Genomic DNA, 13,979 nt, shown 5'->3' with positions numbered 1-13,979 from the left:
TTTGCAATTCGTTGAAAAGGACAAACAATCATTTATTCATTTAATACATTTAGATTATGTTACTATTATTTCAAGCGACACAAGCTGCGGATTCCGTGCAAGTGGCCGCAGATGAGCTGATGAAAGAGGCGATTGCCAACGCTGAAGGTTTGGACAAGCTTTCATTGATAACCCAGCAACTGATAGACTTCGGTATTCGTGCCGGAGAACGTATCCTGATAGCGGTCATTGTTTTTATTGTAGGGCGTTTCCTTATTTCGATGCTCAAAAATTTTGTAGGGCGTTTGATGGATAAGAGAAAGGTTGATATAAGTATCAAAACTTTCGTCCGGAGTTTGGTGAATATCCTATTGACTATCCTGTTGATTATTTCGGTTGTCGGTGCTTTGGGAGTAGAAACAACTTCGTTTGCGGCTTTGCTGGCATCTGCTGGTGTGGCTGTCGGTATGGCGTTATCCGGTAACTTGCAGAACTTTGCCGGAGGACTGATCGTGTTGCTGTTCAAACCTTATAAAGTAGGTGATTGGATTGAAAGTCAGGGCGTTTCGGGTACAGTAAAAGAAATACAGATTTTCCACACTATTCTAACTACTGCGGATAACAAAGTGATTTATGTACCGAACGGAGCGATGAGTAGCGGTGTGGTTACCAATTATAGCAATCAGGTGACTCGTCGTGTAGAGTGGATTGTAGGAATCGATTATGGAGAAGATTATGACAAGGTACAGGAAGTCGTTTATGAGATTCTTGCTGCCGATAAGCGTATCCTGAATGAACCCGCCCCGTTTGTAGCTCTTCATGCATTGGACGCAAGCAGTGTGAATGTAGTTGCGCGTGTTTGGGTGAACAGCTCGGATTATTGGGGAGTTTATTTCGACATCAACAAGGCTATTTACGAAACCTTCAATGAAAAGGGTATCAATTTCCCGTTCCCGCAGCTTACAGTGCATCAAGGCTGATTATTATACCGTATATAATAGAAAACGAAAGAGTCTCACTTTTGTGGAACTCTCTCGTTTTATTTAGAACAATAGTCTGGTGTGATTGAATGAATTTACTTTTATTTAATACCGAAATCTTCGGCTAGCTCGTATCTGTCTTCTTTAATCCCCAGTACGTGATTGATTTTCCTTCTTTTTTCAAGATCCTTGAAGTAATTTTCTACGACCTGATAGAGATTAAAGTTTGTAGTAGATCCGGCGGCTAAATCGAGTGACTCCACTAGCTTTTCTACGGCTTGATGGATTTTCTCTGCGTCTATCAGATGCAGTTCGTTGCTGTGTATTAAATATTTTTCCATGACTGCAATGTTTTTAATGTTATATAGGTATAACATCCCGCAGTCATGGAAAGTTCAATGATTGAATGTTAGATTTTCGCAAGCGCCTGATCCAGATCCGCAATCAGGTCATCGATATGTTCCGTTCCAATGGATAGACGTACGGTGCCCGGATAAATCTCCTGTTCGGCTAGCTCCTGTGCATTGAGCTGTGAATGGGTAGTGCTTGCTGGGTGGATCACCAATGATTTCACATCGGCAACATTGGCAAGCAGGGAGAAAATCTCCAGACTGTCGATGAAGCGGTGTGCTTCTTCTTGTCCGCCTTTTACCTCGAAAGTAAAAATGGAACCGGCACCGTTCGGGAAGTAACGTTGATACAGTGCATGGTCAGGATGATTGGATAATGACGGATGGTTCACTTTCTTCACTTTCGGGTGATTGTTTAAGAAATTCACTACCTTCAATGCATTTTCTACATGGCGTTCTACGCGCAAGGAAAGAGTTTCCAGGCCTTGCAGCAGGATAAAAGCGTTGAAGGGACTGATGGTGGCACCTGTGTCGCGCAGCAGAATAGCACGGATACGGATGGCATAGGCAGCCGGACCGGCTGCATCAACGAAGCGTACGCCATGATAGCATGGATCAGGTTCGGTTAGTTGTGGAAATTTGCCGGAAGCTACCCAGTCGAATTTGCCCGAATCTACAATAACTCCTCCTAATGAAGAACCGTGTCCGCCAATGAATTTTGTTGCAGAATGTACTACGATATCTGCTCCGTGTTCGATAGGGCGGATTAAATACGGGGTACCAAATGTGTTGTCAATAATCAAAGGTATTTTGTGGCGGTGGGCTATTTCAGCTACTGCCTCTATATCAATGATATTTGAGTTCGGATTTCCCAATGTCTCTATAAATACGGCTTTCGTATTTTCCTGAATGGCTTTTTCAAAGTTCGATAAATCACTTGGATCAACGAATGTTGTTGTGATGCCATAACTGGGTAAGGTATGAGCCAGTAAGTTATAGCTTCCTCCATAAATAGTTTTGGCTGCTACAATATGGTCGCCTGCACGAGTGATGTTCTCGAAAGCATAAGTGATGGCAGCGGCACCCGAAGCGACTGCCAGTCCTGCTACTCCTCCTTCAAGAGCGGCTACGCGTTGTTCAAAAACTCCTTGAGTGGAGTTGGTCAGACGACCGTAGATGTTTCCCGGATCCTGCAGACCAAAACGTGCGGCTGCGTGGGCGGAGTTGTGAAATACATAAGAGGTAGTCTGATAAATAGGTACTGCGCGGGCATCTGTTGCCGGATCTGCTTGTTCTTGTCCTACATGAACTTGTAAAGTCTCGAAGTGTAATTTCTTTGTTGCCATAATCGTATGTTTTTTAAGTTTATATTCTTTCTTTATTTTCTTGCAAAGTTATGGGATGTAGATATATCGAACAATATATAGCTTAAATATAGAAAATAATGCTATTTTTGTTCCGTTATATGGAATAATGTATCTGCGTTATTCCTAAAAATCACCTTTTAGAAGAATATTTTTCTTATGGATACTTTTGATAAACTGGATAGAGTCGATTTGCAAATACTCCGTACTTTGCAGGAAAACGCCCGATTGACGACAAAAGAGTTGGCTGCACGGGTGAGCCTTTCTTCAACTCCTGTTTTTGAACGTCTTAAACGGTTGGAGAGTGGAGGATATATAAAGAAGTATATTGCCGTGTTGGATGCGGAAAAGCTGAATCAGGGATTTGTCGTATTCTGCAGTGTGAAGCTTAGACGTCTGAACAGGGATATAGCAGCCGAGTTTACACGGATCATACAGGATATTCCTGAAGTAACCGAATGTTATAACATATCAGGAAGTTATGATTACCTGTTGAAGATTCATGCTCCCAATATGAAATACTATCAGGAGTTTATTCTGAATGTGTTGGGGACGATTGATAGCTTGGGATCACTGGAAAGCACGTTTGTGATGGCTGAAGTGAAGCATCAATATGGGATACATATTTAGTTCGTTGTGTGATAGTCTGAAATTTATCTTGTATATTTGCTACCCGATATCCGCAGTTGATAAGTAAAGCTATATCTATGGATCATCGCAGAATGATAATGCCCGGAATACAGAATCCTTGACTCTGTACACTAAGAGGATGCGGTTATGATGCAGGTTCTGGAGTGTTACCTACTGAAAAGGAGCAGGAACAATTCCGGATGCAGGTTGTAAAAGTTTTATTTTATTCAATGGTTTTAAACCGGAAGCCTGTTTTTCTTATAACTTTGCAACAGATTTTAGAAAAAGGAGTTTGGGATGATAAATAAATATGAAGAACGACTGGGGACAGAGCGCATGTTACCGCTTGTTTTTAAGATGGCACTTCCGGCTGTGGCAGCGCAATTTGTTAATTTGCTTTATAGCATGGTCGACCGTATTTATATTGGTCATATCCCTGGGATTGGTACGGATGCATTGGCGGGTGTAGGAGTAACGACTTCTCTTGTTATACTGATTTCTTCTTTTTCAGCGATAGTAGGAGGTGGCGGTGCGCCGTTAGCGGCTATTGCACTCGGGCAGGGGGATCGTTCACGTGCCGGAAAAATTCTGGGTAATGGTTTTATCCTGCTGATATTATTCACCTTGTTTACTTCTCTCATCGCATATATCTTTATGGAGCCGATTTTACTTTTTACAGGAGCTTCGGAAAATACATTGGAGTATGCAGTCGACTATCTTTCCATCTATTTATTAGGAACTATCTTCGTAGAAATATCCACAGGATTAAATTCCTTTATCAATGCACAAGGGCGTCCTGCTATCGCCATGTACTCGGTATTAATAGGAGCGCTGTTGAATATCGTTCTCGACCCGATTTTCATCTTTTGGCTCGATATGGGAGTAAAAGGCGCAGCCCTGGCTACAGTACTTTCACAGGCATGTAGTGCAGTATGGGTTTTAACTTTCCTTTTCTCCCGACACGCCTCTCTCCCTTTGGAAAAACGTTACATGGCGTTGAACCGGAAGATAATACTTTCTATATTTGCTTTGGGCGTATCACCGTTTATTATGGCAAGTACCGAAAGCCTGGTTGGCTTTGTTCTGAACAGCAGCCTGAAAGATTTTGGAGATATTTATGTCAGCGCATTGACCATCTTGCAAAGTGCGATGCAATTTGCAAGTGTCCCTTTAACAGGATTTGCGCAAGGTTTCGTTCCTATTGTGAGTTATAATTATGGGCACGGCGATAAACAACGTGTCAAAGACTGTTTCCGCGTCGCATTGATAACCATGTTCTCATTCAACTTACTGCTGATGTTGTTTATGATTCTTTTCCCCTCAACAGTAGCTTCCGCCTTTACGAGTGATGAAAGACTGATAGAAACAGTCCGCTGGACAATGCCTGTTTTCTTGGGTGGTATGACTATTTTCGGATTGCAACGAGCCTGCCAAAATATGTTTGTAGCCTTGGGACAAGCAAAAATTTCTATTTTCATAGCCTTGCTGCGCAAAGTAATTCTGCTGATCCCATTGGCATTGATATTGCCACACCTTATGGGAGTAGCCGGTGTATATGCGGCTGAAGCAATATCCGATGCGACAGCGGCAATTTGTTGTACTTTGTTGTTCTTCTGGCAGTTCCCAAAAATATTGGGAAAAATCCAAAGGAGCGCTTTGCGCATAAGCTAAATTTCCTGATGTTTATCCATAAATAGAACTAATTATGTAACTGCTTACGTATTTTTGCGAAAAATGTTTGTTCATATTATAAAAAGCTAATGTATTTCCAAAGTATCTCTCATGGAAAGTGGTCGTCTCATCATTATTTAACAAGAGAAACACTATGAAATATCAGTCTTTCTTAAACCACCTGTAAAACCATTTACCCACCTTTTCATAATGCCGGGTTTCGGTATCAGTGTATAGCTTAGAAAAGAATGACGTATCTAATGGTTCTCCCGATTGGTTAGGATATAATACGATTAAGCTATTGTTGGAGAAGTATTTGCTAAGCTGTCTCGGTAGTTTCTCAAAAGAACTGTCGTAAGAGAGAGTTCCCGGTCGTGCGCTGATAATGACTAATAAATGGTCATAGCTTACTTGTCCTGTTAATACCAGCAAGTCATTCCAATCTTCTAAAAGAGAGAAATCGGTTAGCACCTGTTTATGCTTTTTCTTTATCAATGTTTGCAGGTGGGCGGTTGTCTTTTCATTTGCAAAGAAATGTACCCGGCAACCGAGCGTGCTTCCCATCCGGCAGAAATGTTCCATCCAACGGGGAAAGCCGGATTCATATTCTGCTTTCGGTGGGACGGCAACGACAATCCGTTTAAGCGTGTGAACCGGTATCAGGAATTTGGAAATAATAAGCTCACAGTTCAATCTTTTCAGCAGGTGTCCGGCAAGTACACCGAAAAATGAATCCGTGATGTTTGCCTTGTGGTGCAACCCGGTGATAATGCTTGTTATCTCATTCTCTTTGGCGGAATGGATAATGCCGGAAGCGATATTTAAGTCATAACGGGTAATTTGTCTCAACGGGACGTTGACCGCTGTTGTCATCATAGCCGCTTTTTCCAGATAACGTTTGCTCCGCATTCTCAGATTGTCGGAAGTGTTATCATTATTGATTACATTGATTGCCAATAGATTATCTTTCAATTTCGGGTCACGTATAACTAAAGAAAGATTTACCATATCTTCGATGGTGTTCGGATTGTTAAGAGCCACTAAGATCTTTTCCGTTTCTGTTGCCGAAGAGGTTTTCTCCGGTTCAGAGTCGTCTATGGCAACCTTCTTGGCTGCCCGTTCCGTTATCAGCGAACTTACCACACAGGTTACCAGAATCAGTAGTACCGTTCCGTTCAGTACATCGTCATTCAGCAGGCGTTCTCCTCCGGGCAGGATAATGTTATATCCCACCAGCACGGCCGCCAATGTAGCCGCCGCTTGTGCGGTACTCAGCCCGTACATTAGCTTTCGTTCAAGAGCAGACATCTTGTAGATCTTCTGTGTCAGCCAACAAGCGATCCATTTGCCGGTCAGAGCCATTATAATCATTACGGCAGCCACTTTCAGCGCATCTCCGTGCCCGAAGATGACGCGAAGGTTAATCAACATTCCCACTCCGATAAGGAAATAAGGAATGAAAAGCGCATTGCCGACAAATTCCAGATGATTCATTAAGGGGGAGACGTGCGGAATGAGCCGGTTTAATACCAGGCCTGCCAGGAAAGCTCCTAGAATCCCTTCCATACCTACGAACTCCATTAGTCCTGCTCCCAAAAAGACCATAGCCAGGACGAAAATGAATTGCATTACATTATCATTGTACCGATGGAAGAACCAGCGCCCGACACGTGGAAAAACGTAGATGATAAACGTACCTAGAAAGATGACTTTTATTACCAGCCAAATCCAGAACAGCCCCCCTGTCTCCCCTTTGAATAGTCCGCCTACAACGGCGAGAACCAACAGTGTGAGTGTGTCCGTCACTGCAGTTCCTCCTACTGCGATACTTACGCTGCGATGGCGTGATACGCCAAAGCGTGTGACGATGGGATAGGCTACAAGGGTATGTGACGCGTACATACTGGCCAGCAGTACGGAAGTGATTACACCGTATTTCAGGTACGATACATTTGCTACAAATCCTATTCCTATGGGTACGATAAAAGCCAGTAATCCCAGTACTAACGCTTTGTTTCGTGTCTCCTTGAAATCTCCCATATTCATTTCAAGGCCTGCCAGAAACATGATGTAATAGAGACCGACTTTCCCGAATAGCTCGAAACTGCTGTCGCGTGCCAGAATATTGAAGCCGTGCTCACCAATTGCCAGTCCTGCTAGGATCATTCCTATAATATGCGGGATACGCAGTTTGTTCAATAGGATAGGGGCAAATAATATAATAAGGAGTACAAGGAGAAATATCCATGTAGGGTCGGTGATAGGGAGTGTTAAATCAAGGCCAATCCAATCCATAAGTTGATAAGTTCGTAATATTCTTCGCGCAAAATAACTTAAAAAAAGTCTTTTAAAAAAGCATTCGTTGATAAAATACTCCTTTGTACCATATAATCTGTATCTTTGCTTCTGATTTAAACCAACTAACAATTTAGAAAAATGAAAACAGCGTTATTGGCATTAGGAGTTTTGTGTATTATGGGCAGTTGCTCGTCGGAGATGAAAAGTTCCAAAGGGATTGTTTGCGATGCGTCAATGAATACGGTATCCATTGTTACGGATAAGAATGACACGCTTTCGTTTAGTACGATGGATGCGAACAAGGAACAAGTTGACGGTTTGCTTTTGAATGATACATTGGAAGTATTTTATGCAGGGAAATATACACCGGGAATGCAGGCTTCCAAATTGGTTCAATATCCGCAGGCTCCCCGATTGGGCGGTGACCGTGATGAGCACGGTTGTATCGGTTCTGCCGGATACGTATGGTGTGAAGTACAAAAAGACTGCATCCGTTTATTTGAAAAAGGTATTCGTACAGAGGCTGTTAACGGAGGCGAGACTTCTGCTTTTATCGTTTTCAGTCCCGATTCTACACGTGCTGAACTCTTCTTCTCGGATAAGCAACCCAATGAAATATTGGAAAGACGTAGTTTGCCGTCGGGTGGCTATGCGTGGAATGTAGAAGACGATGATACAAAGAATGTGCGACTGGTGGACGGCTTATGGACAATCAGTCAAAGAGGTGATTTGATTTATACCCAGAAAGCTGAGAACAAATAATCAGCGGAGGAAGAGTATCGGTATGACTACCAATTCTTTTTTTATTGATTTTGCTGTCATACTCTCATAAATCACTTCAAACCCTTTATTCATAGTACTTCCAACTATGATGGCAGCTAGACCGGAAGTATGAGGGTAAATGGTTGCCCTCATACTTCCGGTCTGGTCGTTTCTTATGTAATCTATTCATTATTACCATAATATCCGTCTCCGGGTACATAAATCGGTTGCATCACACTGCCTTCATTTTTCAGCTTTCCTTCATCGCGTAAGCGCCGGATATGTCGCATGGCTGTACTTCTCGCCATCCCGCAGAGATTCTGGAAGTCGTATCTTCTCATAAATTGATGTGTTTTGAAGTATCCCGTCAATAATCGGTCAATCTGTTCATTGGTCAACTGCTTGAAATTCAGCTCTCCTCTGAGGCTTTTTACTTTCAGTATACCGAATTCGTTTTTTAACGCTTGGTCGGCACGAAACTGGATAGCTTTCAGTTTTACTTTGGTTGCTTTTCGCTTTGTGGCTATCGTTACCGGTTCCGTGCTGGTCAGGCAAGGATGGAAATAGCCGATTCCATCCAGATGCACTTGTTTCCCGTCTGCCAGTTCCTCTCCCAGAATATGTGAAAGGGCGTCGAGTACGGCAGTGACATCCGTTTCGGTCAGCGAGCAACGCTCTTGGATACGTTGGCGTACCAAGTCGGTTCCTATCGTGCCGTTATATCTTATGCGCGGATGCAGCGTTCTTTTTCCCTGTTGCTTGTCCGAAGGTCTCGGATCTTCATACCAATCAAATAATATTGCCATAGTTTTTGTTTTTAAATACCTGCTGTTGTTATGTTATCTCTTATACTGTCTTATGTTAATACCTTATCGTTCTTTTATTATCTATTAATGAAACGGAAAGGCTCACTACTGTGGACATTTTTGTTCACGTCTGTAAACACTTTTGTTCACAGATGATAGCTTTATTGTCCACAGTAGTGAGCCTTTACTAACTAGTAAGCAAAGATACATAAACTATAAGAAGAATGCAAATAAAAGCCGGACATAAATCATAAGAAAAGCTTGTATCCAAGCGATATATACCGTATCTTTACAGGAATTTGACGGCAAGCCGTATTTAAAGGACAAACAACATGAAAATAACATTGATCAGGAAGGACAACGGGAGCGGAAAGGAAACTCTAAGCGTTTGCGATACCGCCATATTGTTCGAAAAAATGAAGACTGAAACAAAATCGGGACATATCACGGCTTTGCGAAATCTTATACCGGAATTGGAGGGTACTTACGGTCAGTATGAGCATATTGACAAACTGCCGTGTATCTACTCCGCTGTAGAGTATACCCGAACCAAAGAGGGGGAACGGAAGATGAAACGGTATAACGGGCTGGTACAGTTGGAAGTGAAACATCTTGCCGGCCTGTCCGAAATGGAATATGTGAAACGGCAGGCGGCACTGTTGCCCCAGACTTTTGCCGCCTTTTGCGGCTCCAGCGGTCGTAGCGTGAAGATATGGGTACGTTTTGCCTTGCCGGACGATCGGGGACTTCCCGTGAAGGAATCGGAAGCGGAACTGTTCCACGTTCATGCCTATTGGCTGGCGGTGAAGTGTTATCAGCCGATGTTTCCTTTTTCTATCGAATTGAAAGAGCCGGTACTGATGCAAAAGTGCCGTATGACGTTGGATGATTCTCCTTATTATAACCCCGACGCTGTCCCTTTCTGTCTGGAACAGCCGCTTGTTATGCCGGGTGAGGAGACCTTCCGGGAACGGAAACAGGGGGAGAAGAATCCTCTGCTGAGGCTGGAGCCTTGCTACGAGTCTTCACGGACTTTTAAGAAAGTGTTTGAGGCTGCTCTGAATCGTGCGTTCCAAGAGATGGAGGGCTGGAGACGTGGCGACGACCTGCAACCCTTGCTTGTGCATCTTGCCGAACATTGCTTCAAGGCGGGTATTCCCGAGGAAGAGGCTGTGCGGCAGACGCTTATCCACTATTATCGGGAGGAGGATGAGCAGACCATCCGTCTGGAACTGCATAATCTTTATCAGGAATGTAAGGGGTTTGGTAAGAAAAGCAGTCTGACCCGGGAGCAGGAGGTGGCTTTTTTACTCGAAGAGTTTATGAACCGTCGTTATGAATTCCGTTATAACACAGTTTTGGATGATCTGGAATACCGACAGCGTGATTCCATCCATTTCTGTTTCAGACCTTTGGACAGACGTGTCCGTAACAGTGTGTCCATCAGTGCCTTGAAAGAGGGTATCAGTGTGTGGGACCGTGATGTGGACCGTTTCCTGAATTCGGAATACGTTCCTTTGTATAATCCCGTTGAGGAGTATCTTTATGATACAGGCCGTTGGGACGGGAAGGACCGTATCCGTTCATTGGCCGGTCTTGTTCCTTGTGACAATCCGCACTGGCGGGAACTGTTCTACCGCTGGTTTCTCAGCATGGTGGCTCATTGGCGCGGACTCGACCGCCAGCATGGTAATAATACTTCCCCTTTACTTGTTGGTCCGCAAGGTTTCCGTAAGTCAACGTTTTGCCGCATTCTCTTGCCTCCGGAACTCCGCTTCGGCTATACGGACAGCCTCGACTTCAAAAGCAAACAGGAGGCCGAACGCTATCTGGGACGTTTTTTCTTAATCAATATTGATGAGTTCGACCAGATCAGTGTCACACAACAGGGGTTCCTGAAACATTTATTGCAGAAGCCTGTCGCCAACTTGCGGAAACCTTATGGTAATACTATCCGCGAGATGCGTCGTTATGCTTCCTTTATCGGCACGAGCAATCAGAAAGATTTGTTGACGGATCCCAGCGGAAGTCGCCGTTTCATCTGTATTGAGGTGACTGCTCCCATCAATACGAATGTCACTATCAATTACCGGCAACTTTATGCTCAGGCTATGGAGGCTATTTATAAAGGTGAGCGTTATTGGCTGGACGATGAGGACGAGCAGATCCTGAAACAGACGAACCGTGAATTTGAGCAGACGAGTCCTTTGGAACAGTTGTTTCATTGTTATCTCCGTCCTGCAGAGGAGGGGGAAGAGGGGAGCGAATGGATGACGGCTATGCAAATCCTGAATTATTTGCAGACGAAAACACGTGATAAGCTGGCTATCAATAAAGTGGCGCAATTCGGTCGTATGCTTCAGAAATTAAATATTCCTTCTTATCGTTCTTATCGGGGAACACTTTATCATCTGGTGAAAATAGGGTGATGGAAAATAATACCCTGAGAGCAAAAGCTGCTCTCAGGGGGATGTGTGTGGCTGCTGTCATGATGGAAAGGCTGATGGATAGGGAGTTGTGGGGGAGTTATGAGAGTATGAGGGTAATCGGTTGGGAAATAATGACGGTAGGGCATTGTATAAGTATTCCGCTATAGGTCGGAATTCATGTCGCACACCCTCTTGTTCATGGAAAGTCAAGTTTGTGACAGGAAATACGTCCGTGAGTTGTGCCATAGCTTGAATTTGCACTAAAATCCTATTATATGCGATATCATTCGAACCACTGGCAGCCCATATATGGAAGTCGTTCTCCGAAAAAGCGGAATCGCGAATGGTATTAGCAAGATATTCCGCAGTCTCGTCAGGACAGGTCATTCCGGCAAAACGTCCTAATGACCAGCAATCGGAACTTATAGGTATAAAATATTTGAAACAGTTGAGTGTGTGTGCCGGTGCATACCAAATTGTTACTGCACCTATTATTCACGGTTTTATTCATCAGTTCAGTATGATTCTGCGGAACGTCAGATTCTTACTCTTGTTCCGGAAGTATGGCGCAAAGGGAAAGGAGGGAATGGGGAGCCGTTCATTTTCTGCTACCTGCTAGAAAAAAGAAATCCCCAATAATACTTGATTATCAGGGATTTGCTTGGCTTTTCTTGTTGTTTCTGTGATCCGCCTGGGGCTCGAACCCAGGACCCCAACATTAAAAGTGTTGTGCTCTACCTGCTGAGCTAGCGAATCAATCCTTATTGCAAATCAGTTATTTCCTGATTGCGGGTGCAAAGGTAGCTACTTTTATTTAATTTGCAAGTATTCTGTAGAAAAAAGTTTTAATTATTTTATCTCTTTATGGCTTATTTCTTGATTATCAGTTATTTCTGCTTCTTCATATTTTATCTTTTCTTTATTGATAATAAAACGTTGGTAGTAGGAAAGCATTAAAGTCGTTAGCGGCAGAGCGATAATCATGCCGAGCATTCCCATCAATGAACCCCAGATAGAGAGAGACAAGAGAATGATGGCAGGGTTTAGGCCGGTGATCTTTCCCATGATTTTGGGGACGAGGAAAGTATCTTGTATGATTTGAACAACGGCGAAGACAGCCAATGCACATGCGATGATGATCCAGAAATTCTCTCCGGTATCCGCAGCTTTGAGAATAGCTAGTAGGACGGTAGGAAAGAAACCGATAATCTGCAAGTAGGGAACCATATTCAGAGCGCCGATGAAGAGTCCCAAAGCGATAGCCATCGGGAAGTCGATAATCAAGAAACCTATGCTAAAAAGAATACCTACGCAAAAAGCAACTAGTGCCTGACCACGGAAATACTTATTCATGCCATCCTGTACGTCACGTACCAGATTAGATGCAAATGTACGGTACTTATTCGGCAACAGATGCAACCATCCTTCGGCTATTGCTTCATAATCCAACAATATAAAGACTACATATAATAATATGATAAAGGAGGTAAAGATACTGAATAAGATATTGAGGGATTCTGCAAGCAATGTCCACAGTCTGGGTACGGTATCCTTGATTGCCGCCAGGATATTCTCCTCACTTAATATACGGTTCAATGCTTGAAGATCAACATATTCGTGAATGAACTCGGAGAGATTCTTAGGTACATTGTTTCCGGCTCCATTGGTGAGATAAGTTACTAATAAATCGTTCATTCTGCTCATTTCGGAAATCATGGGCGGTACTAGCAAATAAAATACGGTGACTCCGATAGCGCTAATCAGAAACAAAGCACAGAAAATGGAAAGGATACGGCTTTTCAACCGTAGCTTATATTGGAAGAGTTTGACTAGCGGATAAATCATATAAGCAATCAACCAGGCAATGAAGAAAGGCAGTAACACTCCGCTGAGACGTTCTACAAGCATCAATATTCCTACTACTAATACACATCCGATAGAACCGCGTATGAAACTGTCGAATGTTATCTTCTTTCTTTCCATAATCTGTTTTTATTTATAGAGTTTATATTTGCTTTTCGTCTTCTTCGCGCGCACGGAGATAACATTCCCTGCACAAAGGCTCGTATTCGGACGTTTCACCCAAAAGAACCTGTTTTTCATTCTTCACTGTACGATGAGAGAAAGAGGCCAACTGTCCGCATTTTACACAGATTGCATGAACTTTGGAAACTTCGTCGGCTATGGCGCATAATTGAGGCATTGGTCCGAATGGATTACCTTTGAAGTCCATATCCAGTCCGGCTACAATGACGCGTATACCGTTATTAGCAAGCTGATTGCATACATCGACCAGCCCACTGTCGAAAAATTGTGCTTCATCGATACCTACTACATCTATCTCGGAAGTAAACAGCAGGATACTGGCTGATGAATCAATAGGAGTGGAGGCGATGGAATGACTGTCGTGAGAGACTACGTCTTCTTCCGAGTAACGTGTATCGATAGCCGGTTTGAATATCTCTACACGTTGTTTGGCAAACTTTGCTCTTTTCATTCTACGGATTAACTCCTCTGTCTTTCCGGAGAACATGGAGCCGCAGATTACTTCGATTCTACCTCTTCTTCTCGTCTCCTGTATGTGGTCTTCTGAAAATAATACCATGTAATTTTGTGTTTTCTTGATTAAATAATATGCGGACAAAGGTAAGCAATTCAATGTGCAAGAACTGTTAAATTATCCATTATTTTAAGTTATTGCATAATTTAT

At 43.2% G+C, this 13,979-nt stretch carries 13 protein-coding genes, 1 tRNA gene and 1 pseudogene; 8 read left to right on the top strand and 7 right to left on the bottom strand.

Annotation, left to right across the window (positions count from 1 at the left end):
- Positions 1 to 56 precede the first annotated feature (56 nt).
- A complete protein-coding gene (locus H8S63_RS17210) occupies positions 57 to 959 on the top strand; it encodes a mechanosensitive ion channel family protein (protein ID WP_007756958.1) in 903 nt (300 codons plus the stop codon).
- 101 nt (positions 960 to 1,060) lie between these two features.
- Here H8S63_RS17210 and H8S63_RS17205 read toward each other — a convergent pair whose 3' ends face one another.
- Together H8S63_RS17205 and H8S63_RS17200 are read right to left on the bottom strand one after the other, a co-directional pair.
- Positions 1,061 to 1,300, bottom strand: coding sequence for a hypothetical protein (locus H8S63_RS17205; protein WP_032839875.1), 240 nt, complete (start codon positions 1,298 to 1,300; stop codon positions 1,061 to 1,063).
- 68 nt (positions 1,301 to 1,368) lie between these two features.
- Positions 1,369 to 2,655: an O-acetylhomoserine aminocarboxypropyltransferase/cysteine synthase family protein gene (locus H8S63_RS17200; protein WP_007756953.1), complete on the bottom strand. Its 1,287-nt coding sequence runs from the start codon at positions 2,653 to 2,655 to the stop codon at positions 1,369 to 1,371.
- A gap of 177 nt (positions 2,656 to 2,832) precedes the next feature.
- Here H8S63_RS17200 and H8S63_RS17195 point away from each other — a divergent pair, with 177 nt between their 5' ends.
- From H8S63_RS17195 to H8S63_RS17190, 3 genes and pseudogenes are all read left to right on the top strand, one after another.
- On the top strand, positions 2,833 to 3,303 hold the full coding sequence (locus H8S63_RS17195) for an Lrp/AsnC family transcriptional regulator (RefSeq protein ID WP_004299136.1): 471 nt from the start codon (positions 2,833 to 2,835) through the stop codon (positions 3,301 to 3,303).
- A gap of 32 nt (positions 3,304 to 3,335) precedes the next feature.
- Positions 3,336 to 3,521: pseudogene (locus H8S63_RS20405) on the top strand (alpha/beta hydrolase); the annotation flags it as partial.
- A gap of 79 nt (positions 3,522 to 3,600) precedes the next feature.
- Entirely contained in the window at positions 3,601 to 4,974 is a 1,374-nt protein-coding gene (locus H8S63_RS17190) for an MATE family efflux transporter (RefSeq protein ID WP_007756950.1), read from the top strand.
- 162 nt (positions 4,975 to 5,136) lie between these two features.
- Here H8S63_RS17190 and H8S63_RS17185 read toward each other — a convergent pair whose 3' ends face one another.
- Complete coding sequence (locus tag H8S63_RS17185; protein WP_186927467.1) at positions 5,137 to 7,269, bottom strand: cation:proton antiporter; 2,133 nt, start codon at positions 7,267 to 7,269, stop codon at positions 5,137 to 5,139.
- Positions 7,270 to 7,410: 141 nt separating this feature from the next.
- On the opposite strand from H8S63_RS17185, the gene H8S63_RS17180 reads away from it, so the two are divergent.
- On the top strand, positions 7,411 to 8,034 hold the full coding sequence (locus H8S63_RS17180) for a hypothetical protein (RefSeq protein ID WP_007756945.1): 624 nt from the start codon (positions 7,411 to 7,413) through the stop codon (positions 8,032 to 8,034).
- A gap of 182 nt (positions 8,035 to 8,216) precedes the next feature.
- On the opposite strand, the gene H8S63_RS17175 is transcribed toward H8S63_RS17180, so the two are convergent.
- Positions 8,217 to 8,840, bottom strand: coding sequence for an HU family DNA-binding protein (locus H8S63_RS17175; RefSeq protein ID WP_186927466.1), 624 nt, complete (start codon positions 8,838 to 8,840; stop codon positions 8,217 to 8,219).
- 332 nt (positions 8,841 to 9,172) lie between these two features.
- Here H8S63_RS17175 and H8S63_RS17170 point away from each other — a divergent pair, with 332 nt between their 5' ends.
- The 3 genes from H8S63_RS17170 to H8S63_RS17160 all read left to right on the top strand — a co-directional run bounded on the left by H8S63_RS17170 (position 9,173) and on the right by H8S63_RS17160 (position 11,888).
- On the top strand, positions 9,173 to 11,269 hold the full coding sequence (locus H8S63_RS17170; RefSeq protein WP_186927465.1) for a BT4734/BF3469 family protein: 2,097 nt from the start codon (positions 9,173 to 9,175) through the stop codon (positions 11,267 to 11,269).
- Positions 11,269 to 11,436 (top strand): hypothetical protein, encoded by a 168-nt coding sequence (locus H8S63_RS17165; protein WP_186927464.1) that lies wholly within the window; start codon positions 11,269 to 11,271, stop codon positions 11,434 to 11,436. Before H8S63_RS17170 ends, H8S63_RS17165 begins: the two co-directional genes overlap by 1 nt.
- A gap of 176 nt (positions 11,437 to 11,612) precedes the next feature.
- On the top strand, positions 11,613 to 11,888 hold the full coding sequence (locus H8S63_RS17160) for a hypothetical protein (RefSeq protein WP_186927463.1): 276 nt from the start codon (positions 11,613 to 11,615) through the stop codon (positions 11,886 to 11,888).
- Positions 11,889 to 11,952: 64 nt separating this feature from the next.
- Here the strand turns inward: H8S63_RS17160 and H8S63_RS17155 are convergent.
- The 3 genes from H8S63_RS17155 to H8S63_RS17145 form a co-directional block, all read right to left on the bottom strand.
- A tRNA-Lys gene (locus H8S63_RS17155) sits at positions 11,953 to 12,025 on the bottom strand.
- Between the two features lie 93 nt (positions 12,026 to 12,118).
- The gene (locus tag H8S63_RS17150) at positions 12,119 to 13,252 is read right to left on the bottom strand and encodes an AI-2E family transporter (RefSeq protein ID WP_186927462.1); all 1,134 of its coding nucleotides are present in this window, start codon (positions 13,250 to 13,252) and stop codon (positions 12,119 to 12,121) included.
- Between the two features lie 22 nt (positions 13,253 to 13,274).
- Positions 13,275 to 13,874, bottom strand: coding sequence for a thymidine kinase (locus H8S63_RS17145; RefSeq protein WP_143865256.1), 600 nt, complete (start codon positions 13,872 to 13,874; stop codon positions 13,275 to 13,277).
- Positions 13,875 to 13,979 lie beyond the last annotated feature (105 nt).

Source organism: Bacteroides sp. NSJ-39 (assembly GCF_014287315.1).
Lineage (GTDB): Bacteria > Bacteroidota > Bacteroidia > Bacteroidales > Bacteroidaceae > Bacteroides > Bacteroides finegoldii.
Note: the sequence above shows the minus strand (reverse complement) of the source record. Positions and strands in the feature narration are given on the sequence as shown.